Source organism: Peribacillus kribbensis DSM 17871 (genome assembly GCF_000430765.1).
GTDB classification, from domain to species: Bacteria; Bacillota; Bacilli; order Bacillales; family DSM-1321; genus Paraperibacillus; species Paraperibacillus kribbensis.
Genome location: NZ_KE387238.1, coordinates 241,676 through 257,001, shown reverse-complemented (window position 1 = coordinate 257,001; position 15,326 = coordinate 241,676). Strand labels below are relative to the sequence as shown.

20 protein-coding genes are annotated in these 15,326 nt (G+C 44.8%); 16 read left to right on the top strand and 4 right to left on the bottom strand.

Annotated elements, in window-relative coordinates; genetic code table 11:
- Positions 1-159: 159 nt before the first annotated feature.
- From H539_RS28670 to H539_RS0114885, 10 genes are all read left to right on the top strand, one after another.
- Complete coding sequence (locus tag H539_RS28670) at positions 160-621, top strand: cysteine dioxygenase (protein WP_051348602.1); 462 nt, start codon at positions 160-162, stop codon at positions 619-621.
- Positions 622-655: 34 nt separating this feature from the next.
- Positions 656-1,183, top strand: a complete 528-nt coding sequence (locus H539_RS0114930) for a hypothetical protein (RefSeq protein WP_026694189.1) — start codon at positions 656-658, stop codon at positions 1,181-1,183.
- 90 nt (positions 1,184-1,273) lie between these two features.
- Positions 1,274-1,627: a four-helix bundle copper-binding protein gene (locus tag H539_RS0114925; RefSeq protein ID WP_051348601.1), complete on the top strand. Its 354-nt coding sequence runs from the start codon at positions 1,274-1,276 to the stop codon at positions 1,625-1,627.
- A 238-nt stretch (positions 1,628-1,865) separates the two neighbouring features.
- A complete protein-coding gene (locus H539_RS0114920; protein WP_026694187.1) occupies positions 1,866-2,555 on the top strand; it encodes a 2-phosphosulfolactate phosphatase in 690 nt (229 codons plus the stop codon).
- Positions 2,552-3,331: a phosphosulfolactate synthase gene (locus tag H539_RS0114915; protein ID WP_026694186.1), complete on the top strand. Its 780-nt coding sequence runs from the start codon at positions 2,552-2,554 to the stop codon at positions 3,329-3,331. Before H539_RS0114920 ends, H539_RS0114915 begins: the two co-directional genes overlap by 4 nt.
- On the top strand, positions 3,328-3,726 hold the full coding sequence (locus H539_RS0114910) for a VOC family protein (RefSeq protein ID WP_026694185.1): 399 nt from the start codon (positions 3,328-3,330) through the stop codon (positions 3,724-3,726). Before H539_RS0114915 ends, H539_RS0114910 begins: the two co-directional genes overlap by 4 nt.
- Before the next feature lie 129 nt (positions 3,727-3,855).
- Complete coding sequence (locus H539_RS0114900; RefSeq protein WP_026694184.1) at positions 3,856-4,149, top strand: iron-sulfur cluster assembly accessory protein; 294 nt, start codon at positions 3,856-3,858, stop codon at positions 4,147-4,149.
- Between the two features lie 188 nt (positions 4,150-4,337).
- Positions 4,338-5,216, top strand: coding sequence for a carbon-nitrogen hydrolase family protein (locus tag H539_RS0114895; protein ID WP_026694183.1), 879 nt, complete (start codon positions 4,338-4,340; stop codon positions 5,214-5,216).
- A gap of 9 nt (positions 5,217-5,225) precedes the next feature.
- Positions 5,226-5,897, top strand: a complete 672-nt coding sequence (locus tag H539_RS0114890) for a GNAT family N-acetyltransferase (protein ID WP_026694182.1) — start codon at positions 5,226-5,228, stop codon at positions 5,895-5,897.
- A 52-nt stretch (positions 5,898-5,949) separates the two neighbouring features.
- Positions 5,950-6,621 (top strand): hypothetical protein, encoded by a 672-nt coding sequence (locus H539_RS0114885; protein WP_026694181.1) that lies wholly within the window; start codon positions 5,950-5,952, stop codon positions 6,619-6,621.
- Positions 6,622-6,766: 145 nt separating this feature from the next.
- Here H539_RS0114885 and H539_RS33515 read toward each other — a convergent pair whose 3' ends face one another.
- Positions 6,767-6,862, bottom strand: coding sequence for a hypothetical protein (locus H539_RS33515; protein WP_483823617.1), 96 nt, complete (start codon positions 6,860-6,862; stop codon positions 6,767-6,769).
- Between H539_RS33515 and H539_RS0114880 the strand changes: the two genes are divergently transcribed.
- Positions 6,839-7,027, top strand: a complete 189-nt coding sequence (locus H539_RS0114880) for a hypothetical protein (protein WP_026694180.1) — start codon at positions 6,839-6,841, stop codon at positions 7,025-7,027. The genes H539_RS33515 and H539_RS0114880 overlap by 24 nt on opposite strands.
- A gap of 639 nt (positions 7,028-7,666) precedes the next feature.
- Positions 7,667-8,470, top strand: coding sequence for an EcsC family protein (locus H539_RS0114870; RefSeq protein ID WP_026694178.1), 804 nt, complete (start codon positions 7,667-7,669; stop codon positions 8,468-8,470).
- Between the two features lie 37 nt (positions 8,471-8,507).
- Here the strand turns inward: H539_RS0114870 and H539_RS28665 are convergent, their stop codons facing one another.
- A complete protein-coding gene (locus H539_RS28665; protein ID WP_026694177.1) occupies positions 8,508-9,257 on the bottom strand; it encodes a L,D-transpeptidase family protein in 750 nt (249 codons plus the stop codon).
- A 211-nt stretch (positions 9,258-9,468) separates the two neighbouring features.
- On the opposite strand from H539_RS28665, the gene H539_RS0114860 reads away from it, so the two are divergent.
- The 4 genes from H539_RS0114860 (at position 9,469) to H539_RS0114845 (ending at position 14,340) form a co-directional block, all read left to right on the top strand.
- On the top strand, positions 9,469-10,398 hold the full coding sequence (locus H539_RS0114860) for a manganese-dependent inorganic pyrophosphatase (protein ID WP_026694176.1): 930 nt from the start codon (positions 9,469-9,471) through the stop codon (positions 10,396-10,398).
- 141 nt (positions 10,399-10,539) lie between these two features.
- Positions 10,540-12,096 carry a glycosyl hydrolase family 28-related protein gene (locus tag H539_RS28660; protein ID WP_051348600.1) on the top strand — a complete coding sequence of 519 codons (1,557 nt, stop codon included), beginning with the start codon at positions 10,540-10,542 and terminating at the stop codon, positions 12,094-12,096.
- A gap of 48 nt (positions 12,097-12,144) precedes the next feature.
- Complete coding sequence (locus H539_RS0114850; RefSeq protein ID WP_026694175.1) at positions 12,145-12,801, top strand: DUF421 domain-containing protein; 657 nt, start codon at positions 12,145-12,147, stop codon at positions 12,799-12,801.
- 282 nt (positions 12,802-13,083) lie between these two features.
- The gene (locus H539_RS0114845) at positions 13,084-14,340 is read left to right on the top strand and encodes a sensor histidine kinase (protein ID WP_026694174.1); all 1,257 of its coding nucleotides are present in this window, start codon (positions 13,084-13,086) and stop codon (positions 14,338-14,340) included.
- A 42-nt stretch (positions 14,341-14,382) separates the two neighbouring features.
- Here the strand turns inward: H539_RS0114845 and H539_RS0114840 are convergent, their stop codons facing one another.
- Both H539_RS0114840 and H539_RS33125 read right to left on the bottom strand, forming a co-directional pair.
- Positions 14,383-14,814 (bottom strand): hypothetical protein, encoded by a 432-nt coding sequence (locus H539_RS0114840; protein ID WP_026694173.1) that lies wholly within the window; start codon positions 14,812-14,814, stop codon positions 14,383-14,385.
- 194 nt (positions 14,815-15,008) lie between these two features.
- On the bottom strand, positions 15,009-15,137 hold the full coding sequence (locus tag H539_RS33125) for a hypothetical protein (RefSeq protein WP_281171426.1): 129 nt from the start codon (positions 15,135-15,137) through the stop codon (positions 15,009-15,011).
- Positions 15,138-15,326: the final 189 nt, after the last annotated feature.

Here is a 15,326-nt window from a genome sequence, read left to right as displayed (position 1 = left end):
GACCGGAGCAAAACCCTGGGTGGGATGAGCAAATCCTGAGAAGGGATGAGCGGAACATAAAAACCCTGCCATTGTCTATAGGCAGACAACTCACTCATTTCCATGGGCAAAAATAAGATACTAGTGCACTTTCATAATCAAAATGAGGAGTGATACGTATTGTGCATTAAAGCTAAATTAGCATCTGCCTTCGATTCAGCGGCGGAGCGGCTGGGGAATCGGGAGCTTGAGGAAAGTATAAAGAGTCTTGAAGTGACATGTGAGGATATTGAAAGCTATATAAAGGAACCGGAGCACCTGCCTTATGGCAGAAATTGCATTTATAAGAATGAATTCATTGAGGCGGTTATCATTCATATTCCTGCGGACAGGGAAACGTTTGTCCATGACCACGGTGATTCCATAGGCTGCGGGATGGTAGTTGAAGGAGAGCTTACCAATGTGCTGTACGGGGATTCGGAGGGGCTGCTGCAGCAAGTCTCCCAAGACATTATTAAAAGCGGAGATTTTTTCCATAGCTGGCCAGGGGATATTCATTCTATGAAAAACGAATTACCGGGACGAACCTTGACTCTTAATCTATATTCTCCTCCATTAACACACTATAAAACCTTTAAATGAGAAAACATTAGGGTATGCAGGGTGGTTTTTTTTATTGGACACAATCATTGTTTATCGGGATGTAAGAGGCGATGTCACCAGGAAAATGATGATCACATGGCTGAAAATATTGGCTGAATTGGGTGATAAGTTTTACGTGAACGATAAAACCAGCTGGGTGAAAGCGGACTTAATGGTGGAGGAAGATTCTCTTCCATTTACCTTCTTTAAAAAATCAAAAGACAAATTTGAATTTATCCTCGCCTATTTAAGGCTGGAGTCTCCTTCGGTGAATCTTGTGGACTGCATCGACTTTTTGCTGTATGAGGGAAATGCAGAGGGAGAAAAGCATGTGATCCGAGAAGGGGATAGAGAGGTGCAATCCTTTGATGCGGCACCTGACTATCATGTTCATGAAGAACCCGAGATCTTCTCCTTGAGAATCAAAAAAGAAACGTTGATGGGGGAAGTTCTGCTTTTACTAGAAAAGCTTACTCAGAAGAACCAGGTACACAAAACGGACCATTTATTTAAAATTATAGGAGAAATAAACGCTATCTCAAAGATGCTCAGGGACAGCTGACAAGCCGGCTGTCCCTCTGTTTTTTTGAATATTCATCCGGCAGGTCTCATATATTGGATACGTACCAAGTAACTTCCTGGAGGGATTTCAATGAGCACAACAGTGGGGACGAACGAAAGATTGCGGACATACTTAAGAGAATGTGCAGAAGCCTGTAATGCCTGTGCCGAATCATGTGAGTACTGCTACAGAGAGTGCCTGAGAAGCGAGGATGTAAGAAGGGAGCCTCTCCGTCTTGTCAGGGATTGTGCGGATGTTTGTAATCTGGTCAGGCAGCTGATAACCAGGGAGAGTCCATACTCCAGAGTCTTGTGCAGTGTTGCTGCGAATATCTGTGATGCATCTGCAAGGGCCTGCGAGCAATATGAGGAAGATTATTGCAGAAGGTGTGCTGAGGCCTGCAGAAGATGTGCCGATGCCTGCCGCGAGGTTTGTTTAAGCTAACATCCTGAATAAAACGATAAAAATACTCTCTACGGAATAGAGAGTATTTTTGCATTTCTCCGCCTTTAAAGGCCACTCCTTCCCATAAGTATAATCCCCTCACTCCAATCTCCATCGGTATTTCTATAAATCGATACTTACTCCCATCATTTTGGCCAAACACCCAAAGGACCATAGGCGAATAGATTAAATTAGAATTTGCTTTATCATTCGCTCTTTAACTGAAGGGGTGATCGTTATTCAAATCCAAATTATCCAGGGCAGCAGCCATGTTTTGGATCATGCCGCAGTCAATGTGGTTATTGATGTGATCAGGGCATTTACGGTCGCTCATTTTGCTTTTATCAAAGGAGCCGGCAGTATCCTGCTGGCAGGCAGCGTGGAAGAAGCTTTTCAAATGAAGGAAAAGGATCGGGAGCTTTTATTGGCAGGGGAAGTTATGGGGCTGCCGATAGAAAACTTTGATTTGGATAATTCTCCGTATAGGATCTGCCATGCAGATATTGCCGGGAAAGTTCTTGTTCAAAAAACGACCAACGGAGTGAAAGCTGCGCTCCATTCTCTGGATGCTGAAGAGGTGCTGGTAACAGGTTTTTCAAACGCAAGAACAACTGCCCGGTATATAAAAAAGGTACTTAAACCCGGCAGCTCCCATAAGATCCATTTGATTGCCTCCCATCCGACTGGCGACGATGACCTGGCCTGTGCTGAATTTATGAAGCGTCTCCTGGAGGGGCATGATCCTCTGGCAGAAGAGACCTCAGAAAGAATCCGCAACTCTCAGGCTGCGGCAAAGTTTTTTGATGAGAGCAGGCCGGAATTCATTCCGGAAGATATCCATGTTTGTGCCAGAGAACATCCCTCCGGTTTTGTGATGAAAATTAACGCAGCGAATCTTATCCCAAGAATTGAGAGGCTGGAAGTGTGAATATGATGAACTTATCTCTGCCAAAAAGGCAAGCAAAGCCTCGAAGGCATGGTATCACGGTACTCATCGATAATGGAGTGCCATTGGAATTATTTAGAGACAGCATTAGAAGTGCTGCAGATTATATTGATTATGTTAAATTCGGCTGGGGAACCTGCCTGGTCACGCCATTTCTTGAGGAAAAAATGGCTGTACTGCGAGAGCATGATGTCCACTTTTTCTTCGGAGGGACGCTATTTGAGAAATTTTTAAGCCAGAAAAAAGTGGATGAGTTTCTAAACCTTTGTCATGGTTATCACGCTGCTTTCATTGAAATTTCCAATGGGACATTAGCCATTTCGAACCGGGAAAAAGCCCGATTTATCCGGGAGTTCTCGAAGGATTTTTTTGTCTTCAGCGAAGTGGGCAGCAAGGATGCCCAGGTTTCCATGGAACAGGACGCCGCCCAATGGGTGGAGTATATCCAGGAAGACCTGGAAGCAGGCGCCTATAAGGTGATAACGGAAGCAAGGGAGACGGGCAGCAGCGGTATTTGCTGCAGCAAAGGGGAAATCAGGGATGACATCATCGAAGATATTCTGAATTCCGGAATCAACTTGAAAGATGTCATCTTTGAAGCCCCAAACAAGAAGCTGCAGACCTGTTTTATCCAGCGGGCAGGATCTGACGTTAATCTGGCAAACATTCCTTTTGCCGATCCGATTTCTTTGGAAACTCTTCGTCTGGGGCTCCGTTCGGATACTTTTTATACGTTTGAAAGAGAGGGAATTAAATGAGGGATACGAATAAAGTTTTTCACCTGGCCATCCCATGCAGGGATTTAGATGAAACAGTAGATTTTTATGAAAAATTGGGCTGCAGGCTGGCTCGGCGCTATGATGACAGAGTGACTTTTGACTTTTTTGGAGACCAGGTTGTCTGCCACTTAAGTCCGGAACAGATAGATCCATCTCCTAAAATGTATCCGAGGCATTATGGAATTACCTTTATTGAGAAGGAAGAATATGAGCAGGCATTATCCCATGCCATCAAGCATGAACTCCCATTCTTTCAGGAGCCGGCCACCCGTTTCGGCGGGAGGAGGGAGGAACACAAAACCTTCTTTTTGATCGACCCGGCCAATAATCTCCTGGAGTTTAAATATTATCATGATGAAGAGATGGTATATTAATAGAGGAAGGGAGCTGTTCGGGCAGAACGGCTCTTTTTTCTTGCGCAGGCAATTTTTTTTATTTTTTCCTGTTTTAATGGCATAATAAACTCCGTTATCATTCTTGAAAAATTAAACGGGGTGACCAAAATGAAATGTAAGATAAATCGAAATGCTGCCAAGGTGATTAAGCAGATGCTGAGCGAAAAAGAAGCGGAAGGCCAGATGATCCGTATCATTGTGACAGAAAAGCATGGAGATCATGCCCATTATGCTTTGACATTCGGAACACCTACCGAGCATGATGAAATTGTAAAAACAGACAAAGATATCGACATTCTTCTCGATAAAAGGGAGGACTTCCTGGATGGAGTATGGATTCAGTTCTTTTACGTTCCACAGGAAGAATTCGTCATCACGAATCCTTCAAAAGGAAGCCATTAATAGAAGTATGGGGTCGGGGCAGAAGGAAATCCTTCTGCCTCTTTTTTTATGGTAAAAATAACATATATATCATGGTATACTTTTTTACACTATGTTCCCAGAAAGTGGGTACTTGCCAAGTTCCTGGATTTATCGAATAATATCGTTATTGTTTAAAAAACAGCAGATCAAGAAGGAAGGTGTTTTTCATGCAGATGAGAGTATCCGCAGTTCAATATAATCTTCAAACCATTCATTCATTTGACGAATTCGCAGCACAGGCTGAACACTATGTAAAAACAGCCAAGGAATATGATGCTGAATTTGTTTTATTCCCCGAATTTTTCACCACCCAGCTGATGTCCATTGGAGATGAATTCGGCAGCGCGCTGTCCATAGAGGATCTTCCGGCCTTTACGGAACAATATCGCTCCCTGTTTATCAGGCTCGCTATACAAAACAGCATCCATATTATCGGCGGTACGCATGTTATTAGAAAAGGAGACCGTTTATATAATACAGCTCATCTGTTTTACCCGGATGGGAGAGTCGCCGAACAGGCAAAGCTCCATATGACTCCGACTGAGGTAAAGGAATGGAATATGTCTCCCGGTGAGGGTCTGGAGGTTTTTGAGACCGAAAAAGGCACCATCGCCATGCTGACCTGCTATGACATTGAATTTCCGGAAATCGTGAGGATGGCGAAAGCTAAAGGAGCAGATGTCATTTTCTGCCCATCCTGCACAGACGACCGCCATGGTTTTCACCGTGTCCGCTACTCTTCCCATGCCCGGACCATCGAAAACCAGGTCTATGTGGTCACTACAGGCACGGTCGGTTCACTTCCTACCGTTGATTTCATGAGGGCAAATTATGGCCAGGCCGCCATCCTGACACCAAATGACATTCCCTTTCCTCCAGGAGGAGTAGCAGCATCCGGTGAAATCAACCAGGATATGATTGTAACAGCTGACTTAAACCTGGAGCTTCTCTACAAAGTAAGGGAAAGCGGATCGGTAACCACCTGGCGCGACAGGAGAACGGATTTATATACAGATTGGGAAGTAAAAGATGAGGTACTTGTGTAGGTGAATCGTATGTACCGCAAGGAATTTTACATTTATAACGGCGATATACCGCTTCCTGCAGTGATACGGAGTTATAAGGAAACGGATTTTACGAGTTTGGCAGAAATGAACCGCGAATGCTTTCCGCCCCCTTTTCCGGACGAGCTGCTTTGGAATCATAACCAGCTCCAGAATCATGTGAATTTGTTTCCCGATGGTGCACTCTGTATCGAAGTGGGCGGAGAGATGGCCGGCTCCATGACCAGTTTAATGGTGGATTACCACCATACCGATGGAGATCATTCATGGGACGAAATCACAGACAGAGGATATATCGGGAATCATAACCCAAAAGGAAACACTCTATATGTGGTCGACATCAGTGTCAGGCCAAGGTTCAGAAAACTGGGCCTTGGCAAATGGCTTATGTTTTCCATGTACGATGTGGTCATACATCATAATCTGGAGAGGCTTCTCGGAGGCGGACGTATGCCCGGCTATCACAAGGTTTCGGACAAAATGACGCCTGAAGAGTACCTCCAGGCGGTCGTTTCAGGAAAGCTGAAGGATCCTGTTTTGACCTTCCTCCTCCGCTGCGGGAGGACACCTGTCAAGGCTGTATTAAATTACCTCGAGGATGAAGAATCCTGTAATTGTGCCGCGTTGATGGAATGGAGAAATCCGTTCTTTCATACTTCTTAAGCTGCTGCCTGTTTTGAAGAGTGAAAACTTGAAGGATAAGGAGAAATGTTTTGTGGAATATCGGAAAATAAATGGAATTGAAGATCCGCTGTTTGATGAGATGCATAATCTGATGAAGAAAATTTTTCCTCCAGAGGAAGTTTTGGAATTCAGTCTCTGGGAGGAACCTTTAAAGGATCCTGGAATCCAGGTGTACGCTGCTGTAAATAATGGGGAAGTCGTCGGTGCTACGGAATACCGCTATTATCAGGAAATGAATATAGCCATGACTGATTTCACTATTATTGGCAAGGAAGGACTCGGTGTCGGTCCATTCCTGGCCAATCAGAGACAAGAACATTTACATGCCCTGGCTTCCGCCGGCAGCCAGGAGCTTCTTGGCATGTTTGCTGAAATTTATGATCCCTACCGCGTAGAAAGCTATGAATTCGGCGGGATCAAACCGATGGATCCCTATGTGCGAAGAGAAGTCCTGAGCCATCTTGGTTATAAAAGACTGGACATCCCATATGTGCATCCTTCCTGGAACAATGATGGCGAAGCCGTTCCAGGACTCGATCTTTGCTTTATGCCGGCAGAATCACATCTAAACGAAGTGGAAGCAGCTCTGATTGTACAGTTCCTGGAAACCTACTATTCGGTTCTTCCCAATAAACCGGAAGCCTGGCTTCAGATGATTCAAGACCTAAAAGAAAAAGAAAAGGTTGCACTTCTTGCGTTTTAATTAAAGGCTGATTTAACAGGGCTAAACCTGTTGGATCAGCTTTTTTTGTTCATTCCAGGTTAACCCTGCACTTCTAGGTTGCTGCTGAAGAAGGGAATTTCCTTTATCTCCTCAAATCGTACTTTACCGCGGCAAATGACAAACCCTATTGCTTTTTTCTAATTTTCTTGTAAAAAGTAATCGCCTGGTCTGCTGCCTCCATGAGTTTATTTATTAGATGGTCAGGAGATATAACCTTTATCTTGCTGCCAAGTCCCAGCAGGAATTCTACAGCTTCTTCTTCAGTATAGGAACGGTCCTCAGCTCCTGGGAACTTGCAAAGGAGTATGATCTTGTTGATATAGATGGCCGGAAGCCGGACTGGTGGAGTTATTACAGGGAACATGATTTGAAGGAGCGGGGCTAGGCTTGCCCTTGTAAAAATAGAGGGCTATGGTTGAATAAGGATAAAACCAGTCCCGATTTTTATTTGAGGGGTGCCGCTCAAGAAATAATGAAACGCATTTTTGCAGGTCGACGGTCTAGAGAGGAGTCATCAAGACTGGTTCAGTGAGGCTGCTCAAGACCAAAAAGAAGACTGCTCCCCAGAAAAAATGGTTCAGAGAGGGCTGCTCAAGGACAAAAAGAAGTCGTCCCCTCGGAGGAATGGTTCAGAGAGGTCCCCTCAAGACCAAAAAGAAGGCTGCGCCTCAGAAAAATGGTTCAGAGAGGTCCCCTCAAGACCAGAAAGAAGTCTGCCCCTTCAACGAAATGGCTCAGAGAAGGCCGCCCGCTGAACCAGATAAAGAGTCTTCATCGAGTTTATGAAAACCAAAACCAATCCCCACCCCAGCCAAAAGGGTCTTCATCAAAGCTATAAAGACAAAGCTCCCTTCCGCCAGCAAAGAGTGTCTTCATTTAATAGATGGATCTCTTTCCCAGCAAAGAGGCAATTATTTTAACCAGAGCAGTATTAAACACTTCATTTCACACTCCCGACAGGCTTGAGAGGAAATAAATGTAAGCTTTCTGTAGAATAGACATAATGAAAGAGAGGAGTGATGTTGTGGAATCAAGAGAAGAACTGCTTCAGGAGCTTGCCGTGATTGAGAAATGGGAGAAGGAGCAGAGTGGACAGTGGATTTGGGACAGACTGGGCCGCCTTCCATTTAAGATCCTTGATAAGCTGACACCTGCTGGTATACATACTAAAATCGGGAGCCTGCTGGATGAGATTGGCCGCTATATCCATACAGGAGGGAGCTACCTCGTTAAGGAGGAAGCCATTTTCGAAAAGATACAAGAGGAAACAGGGGAGCGGGTCCGAGACCTTCAGGATGTGCGGGGCATTCCGCTGCATGCCATGGAGAAAGCGGCGGATTCTCTTATTTCAAGCAGGAAAAAGATGGCTTCGATTCAGGGGGCGAGTACAGGGATAGGAGGTATATTTACCCTCAGCCTGGATATTCCCGCCATCCTGGCCATATCGTTAAAGACGCTTCAGGAAATTGCCCTTATATACGGATATGATCCGAATGAGGAGAGCGAGAGGATCTTTATTGTAAAGTGCCTGCAGTTTTCGTCGGCTGACATTGTGGGGAAGGAGGCCATTCTGAACGAATTGTCCGCTTATTACCAAGGGAGAAATGGTTCTGGTGAAATGATATCCCAGCTTCAGGGATGGCGTGAAGTGGTCTATACGTTCAGGGACCAGTTCGGCTGGAAAAAGCTGTTTCAGATAGTGCCGGTAGCCGGCCTTGTATTCGGGGCATTTACTAATCGTTCCATGGTCAAGGACCTGGCGGAAACAGGAACGCATTTCTATCGGAAGAGAAGGATTATGGAGCGTCTGAACCACACAGACAGCTGAACAGAAAAGCCAGGCAGAAGAGTCTGCCTGGCCCTGTTTATAGTCCCAGCTTCTTAAGAGTCAATGGACCGGCAATTCCGTCGGCTTTTAAGCCGTTTGCCTTTTGGTATTTTTTTAAGGCTGATTCGGTTTTGGAACCGAAAATCCCGTCTGTTCCGTAAGTGTTATACCCGAGGGAAGTCAGCTTCTTCTGCAGCGCCGTTACTGCACTGCTCTTGCTTCCCTTTTTTAGGAGTGACGCTGGAACGGACGGGGAGGATGGGGCAGTCCCGCTGACTTTATAGCCATAGGAGGCGGCCAGGCTGTTGAAGCTTTTTGAGGTAGCAGCAATGATGACTGGCGTACCTACGCTTACCTGGCTGTAAAGCCATTCTACTTCATTGTCGTACATGCGGATGCACCCTCCGCTTACATATCCCCCGATGGACGCAGGATTATTGTTTCCGTGAATGGCATAAGTGGTTCCCCAGGTTCCCCTGGCATTGAGGCCGAGCCACCGGTTTCCCAGTGGATTCCTGGGGTCTCCTCCCGGAATATGCCCTGTGTAGTAAGGCCGGTTTATAATTTTATTTACGATTTTGAACCTGCCCTCCGGTGTATAAGATGGCTTCCTGCCCGTACCCACAGCAAAAGTTTTGACCAGTTTTCCGCTATTATAATACGCAAGCTGGTTATTTGTCTTGTTGATCAGGATGAGCTTGTTTTCGGCTGCAAGGCTGGTGTGAATGCCTGCGCCAAAAAAGAAGGCAGCCATCAGGACCAGAAGAAACAGCGCCTTTTTTATCATCTATTCTCCCCCTTTTATTTCATCCGTTTATCCTATGATGAAGGGGGGCTGGAACTTTCCTTAAATCATCTTTTTTTTCTTAAAAATGCAGATGTCTTACTGGACTATCTTAAGGATTTACTTTATTATCTAAACAGGCTATGAATACATACGAAAGCTGCCTTAAAGAACCATCAGGCAGCAACTATATTGGAAACAGGGAGTTTTGAACATGGAAAAAGTATTAATATTTGGTCACAAGAACCCAGATACCGACACAATCTGTTCTGCAATCGCTTATTCAGACCTGAAAAAGGAGCTTGGCTTTGAAGCTGAGCCTGTCCGCCTCGGGGAAATCAATGGCGAAACTCAATATGCTTTAACTCATTTTAATGTGGAAGTTCCTAGACTTATTGAAACAGCTGCAAATGAAGTGAAATCTGTCATTCTCGTGGACCATAATGAGCGCCAGCAGAGTGTCAGCGATATCAGCGATGTACAAGTGCTGGAGGTCATCGACCACCACCGTATCGCTAATTTTGAAACGAGCGATCCGTTATACTACCGCGCTGAGCCTGTCGGCTGTACAGCAACGATCTTAAATAAAATGTATAAAGAAAATGGAGTCGCGATTAAAAAGGAAATTGCAGGATTGATGCTTTCTGCCATCATTTCTGACTCCCTGCTGTTTAAATCACCGACCTGCACGGAACAGGATGTGCAGGCAGCTCGTGAGCTTGCTGAAATTGCTGGTGTGGATGCGGACTCTTACGGCCTCGATATGCTGAAGGCAGGGGCAGACCTGAGTGATAAAACGATTGAGCAATTGATCACCCTTGATGCCAAGGAATTCGACATGGGTTCAAGCAAAGTGGAAATTGCCCAGGTAAATGCTGTGGATACAGACGAGGTTCTTTCCCGCAAAGCGGAGCTCAAAGCGGCCATTGAAAAAGTGATCAGTGAAAAGAATCTGGATCTGTTCTTATTTGTGGTAACAGACATCCTGACGAATGATTCAGTAGGACTTGCCCTCGGTTCTAGAACGGATGCTGTAGAAAAAGCCTATAACGTGACTCTTTCGGAGGATACTGCCGTCCTTAAAGGTGTCGTTTCCCGTAAGAAGCAAATTGTCCCTGTCCTGACTGAGATTTTCAACAAGTAATCTAGAGCGCAAAAGCCCGGCTTCCCGACTGAATGGGAGGCCGGGTTTTTTTCACAAAAAGATTCATAGACAGCCTGACAGCCGGGTTACATTCAGTGAGACCGGGAATAATCCCTATATGAAAGAATAGGAGTGAGCAGGATGTATCTGGATAAGCAGCATAACCCGCTGAAAAACAAAGAACTGATTTTTCAATATACGAACCTGAAAGGGCGGCTCGGCCAGGCCGTCAAAGAAACAGATACGATATTTGAATATTTGTATAAAAATGAGAGTTTTCATCCTAAAGATTTTTCACGCAGCGGGAACTTTTTGTCCCGTTTAGTAGTTAAGAAAGGACAGGCGCTTCCATTGCATCCGGGTGAAACAAAAGTCGATCACGATGGAAACGCCTTTCCTTTTTGGAAGGAAGAGCTTGAGAGGGAATACCGGCGCCTGGAAGCGAATGTCACACGGGAGGTCAGTGTGACGGATTTTGGTGCGGTCGGCGACGGGAGGACCGATTGTACGGCAGCTTTCAAAAAGGCGATTGGCTCAGGGCTTGCAAAAGTGCATATCCCGGAAGGCACGTATATCGTCCGCGGCATCAGGGTGCCCTCCTGGACGATCCTTAAGGGAGCAGGTAAAGGAAAGACCGTTTTAAAACTTCATGATTCCTGCAGAAAGAATGAATGGGTAGTCACGAACTCCAGGCACTTTTTAGGGAACCGCAGCATTTTTATTGAGAGTATGAGCCTTGATTGGAATGTAGAGCGGCTCGGCAAAGAGACAAAAACAAGCGCGGGCAACAACCGCTCAAGCTGCCTGACACTTGCGAATGTGAGGCTTGCCTGGGTAAAGGATGTTGAGGCCATCAATGGGGGCTTGCACGGATTTGACGTTTCCTCCTCCATTTATACGTATTTGGGGGACGGGACAAGGGCAAGGGGCGGCAGCAAGTATATCTGGCTGGACAACCTGAACGGCTATGGCTTTGGAGATGACGGCATCACAACCCATCACAGCGATTATATTCTCATCAGCAACAGCCATATGTGCGATCCCAGCGGCAGGGCACACAAGAGAGGATTCTCCAATTCTAATGGAATTGAAATTGATGACGGTTCGCGGAATGTCTGGCTTGTGAACAATTCAACAACACGCTGTTTTGGCGGTGTGGAAATCAAGGCCCATCATAATGTGTCAGCAGCATCCGGAGTGCATATTATCGGCCATTTATCTGTCGAGGACAATCGTTCCTATAACTTTCGGCATATCGGCCATCACAAACAGGAGGACCCTGAGTCTCTCACAGCCTATAATATTAAGGCAACCGGCCTTGTTTCCATCCGTCCCATCCACACCGCTCTTTATGAAGGATCAAAACCGCGAGGGATGGTGATTTCTGCCTACCGCAATGTGGTTATCAACCATTTTGTCCTGGAGGGGGATCCTGACTATGATTACCAGGGAGAACCAGTGATTGCCGTACAGTATATGGCCAGAAATATCTCCCTCAGCCATATTTCCTTAAAAAACTTCAAAAAAGCCGGAAGTGCCATTAAAGTATTCGGGGGAGACAATAAGGCCGATTATCTGGATATCAACCATGTTTCCATTGACGACTATAAAAACCACGGGATAGAAGTGGGGAGGCATACCAAAAGAGCGGCAGGATCCATGCCAAAACCGGAGCCTGCAGGGTTTCCCGGAAATTAAAAAGGGGAAGGAGAAGGGTATTCATATAGTGGGAGGTAAAAAAGCCTGATGCTTTATCTATCTATCATCAGTAAGCTGGTGGTCGGCCTGGCTGCACTCGTTTTCGTTACAAGAATCCTGGGCAAAAAACGAATGTCCCAGGTTACTCCCTTTGATTTTGTATATGCCCTGATCCTTGGCGGTACCGTAGAGGAAACCATTTACCATCAGGACCACACCATTCCGCAGATGCTTTATTCGATTGCCGTATGGGCTGCTTTAATCTTTTGTGTAGAGAAGCTTACCCAGAAGTTTGACAAACTCCGCGGCCCTTTGAAAGGAACAAGCCAAACATTAATACAAAATGGAAGAGTAAGTATCAATGAGCTGGAAAAGGCAAGCCTTGAGCTGGAGGAGCTAAGAGGCATGCTGAGGCAAAAAGGCATCTTCAGTTTAAAGGATGTGAATTATGTCATCCTGGAGAACAGCGGAGATATCAGTGTACTGAAATATCCAGACCGGCCGCCTGTTGAAGAGCCATCGATCCTCCTTGTCAATGAAGGAAAAATACATGATGAGAATCTTAAAAGACTTGGCGAGGATTTAGGATGGCTTAGACAGTCCCTTGAAAAAGAGGGGTACCGAGACATAGGAGAAATCTATTATGCAGAATGGTCCAGGCCGGAAGGTTTTTTTATAAAAACTTACGAGCACTGTCTGGGGTAATATGGGTATATGAAAAAGCTGTCCTTGATCGGGACGGCTTTTTCATATAGAGCATAGATAGACAGATTTTTTGGAGTAATTGTCGAAATGTTTTGAATAAATCCTGTTTTTCTAGTAAACTGTGGTAAAATAAAATCTTTTTTCTCGCAGGATTTCCTCAGCTGAAACGAATCGCGAAATCCCCTTCATCAGCCGACAATGAACATAAGCAGCAAGAATGCTTGGCCTCACTATGAAGATTTAATCATTTTCTATAATTTAAGCCGACGGACGGTGGATGATGTGGAAATAACCAGGCATTTATTTTATAATCTATCCCTTTTGATTGTGATCGCGTTTTTCTCGTTAATCTGGTTTGAAAAGAAGAGCAATCGTACGTTATCCAAAACGACATCCATTTTCTTTTTTGCCTTCTCATTATGGGTTTGCTTGGCAGTTTCGTACACACCAGCCCCCAATCTCCATTTTGACTTAAGAGAAATCCCCATCATCATATCTGGGCTGTACCTGGGACTTGGCCCTTTAATGTGTGCACTATGTATTGTTCTGCGCAGCTTTTTTGATACAGATGGGGGATTTTTGGCGAATGCGCTTCTATATGCACCCATCGGGTTCCTGCTTTGGCGCCTGCATCCATGGTACGTTAAAATCGGCTCCAGGCAGAAGATTATGGCATCGGTCATGATCAGCATCACCGTAAGCATCTTTACGGCTATCTGTTTGGAAGTTTTTGATCCTCCAGTCAATCACTTTGATGCTTGGTTTGCGTACCTTCTGATCCCTCCCCTGGGCGTCGGGATTTATTCGTATTTTATTGAGTTTATCCGCAGAAATATCCTGATGTATCAATCATTGGTCAAGACAGAAAAATTGGAAGCGGTTGAGCAGATGGGGGCTGCTATCTCACATGAAATCCGCAATCCATTGACAGCAGCCAGCGGGTTTGTCCAATTGTTAAAGGATCCCTCTGTGCCTGCACACAAGAGGAATGAATACCTTGCCATCGTCTCCCAGGAGCTTGAGTCTGCCGAAAGAGTCATCCAGGACTACCTTACATTTTCAAAGCCGGCCCTGGACTATATGGAAGAGCTGCAGGTGAAAAAAGAGCTGACACAAGTCATCAATATTCTCAGGCCGACAGCCAACCAGTATTCTGTTCAGATTTCAACCAACTTTTCCCTTGTAGGAACGATAAGGGGCGACCGCCAAAAGTTTCAACAGTGCTTTTTAAATGTCATTAAAAACGCGATTGAATCCATGCCTGGAGGAGGACAACTGACGATCAGCACCCATTTCAGTGAATATGATATCACCATTGAAGTGAAGGATACAGGGGTGGGCATGACTAAAGATCAGATCAGTAAACTGGGCGAGCCTTATTATTCAACCAAGGGGAAGAGGGGGACCGGACTTGGGATGATGGTCGTTTATGGAATTGTAAAGGCGATGAAAGGAACCATTTCCGTAGAAAGTGCAGTTGGAGCAGGTACCACCTTTACCTTTACCTTTCCGGCAGTCATTAAAAATGAACAGTTTTAAAAAAAATAAGCGAGATAGAGAATTCTATCTCGCATTTTCTTATCATCTGTCCTGATCTTGATCCTGGTTTTGTTGTTGATCCTGTTCAGAATCGGCATCTGATTCAGACCTTGAACGTACTCGGGACCTGGATTCGGAATCTACATTAATATCAATGCAGAAATCTACTCTTGCGTTACCGCTGTTCAATACTTTTGAATTGGCAGTGGAGTTGCTTTTATTGTTATTTTTTAATTCATTATCATTATCGTTATCATTATCACTGTCATTTCGCGTATTTACATCAGTATCTACATCTGAATTCGATCTGGAAGAGGAATTCAAATCGTTGTCGATATCGAAATCCACATCAGAATCTGAATTGGAACGACTGTTTGAATCTCCACCTTCACCGCCGCCATCATAGCCAAATCCGTTAAAATTATTGGTCCTTCTCTGATTTCCATTATTTCTGTTATTCATCCAGAATGTCATTTTTTATCCCCCTTTCAAGTTCCTAAGATTACTGTATTCAGCGGGCAGAAAAATGTTATGGACAAATAACCCTGTTTATAAAAGGAAAATTTCTTAATAGGAGGTAACCCCAGTGAGATTGGGGGGAGGGGAGAAATTCGTGAAAAAAAAGCTGCATCCTCTGCCATCAGGGGAGGATGCAGCTTTTTCACGGCTTAGCGCTTTTTCTTAGACATACCCAGTGATTGCAGCTGATTCATTACTTTACCGCGTGATTCCTTATTTCTTAATAAATAGGCCGCTCCTACTGCTAAAGAACTCATCATCAACTTTTTTCGATCCATCTTATTGTCCTCCTTCAATTCAAATATTTAACCATATATTATGGATACCCTTTAAGAGCGGCTCTAAACGGGAAGAGAACTTGACGCTTCTGTTAATACTTACCGTCGTGAAAGATGTTTAGGAGGAGGAAAAAAGGGAATGTACCATTTTGTGTGTAAAATTTTGTTAATTGAGGAAGAAAGGATTGA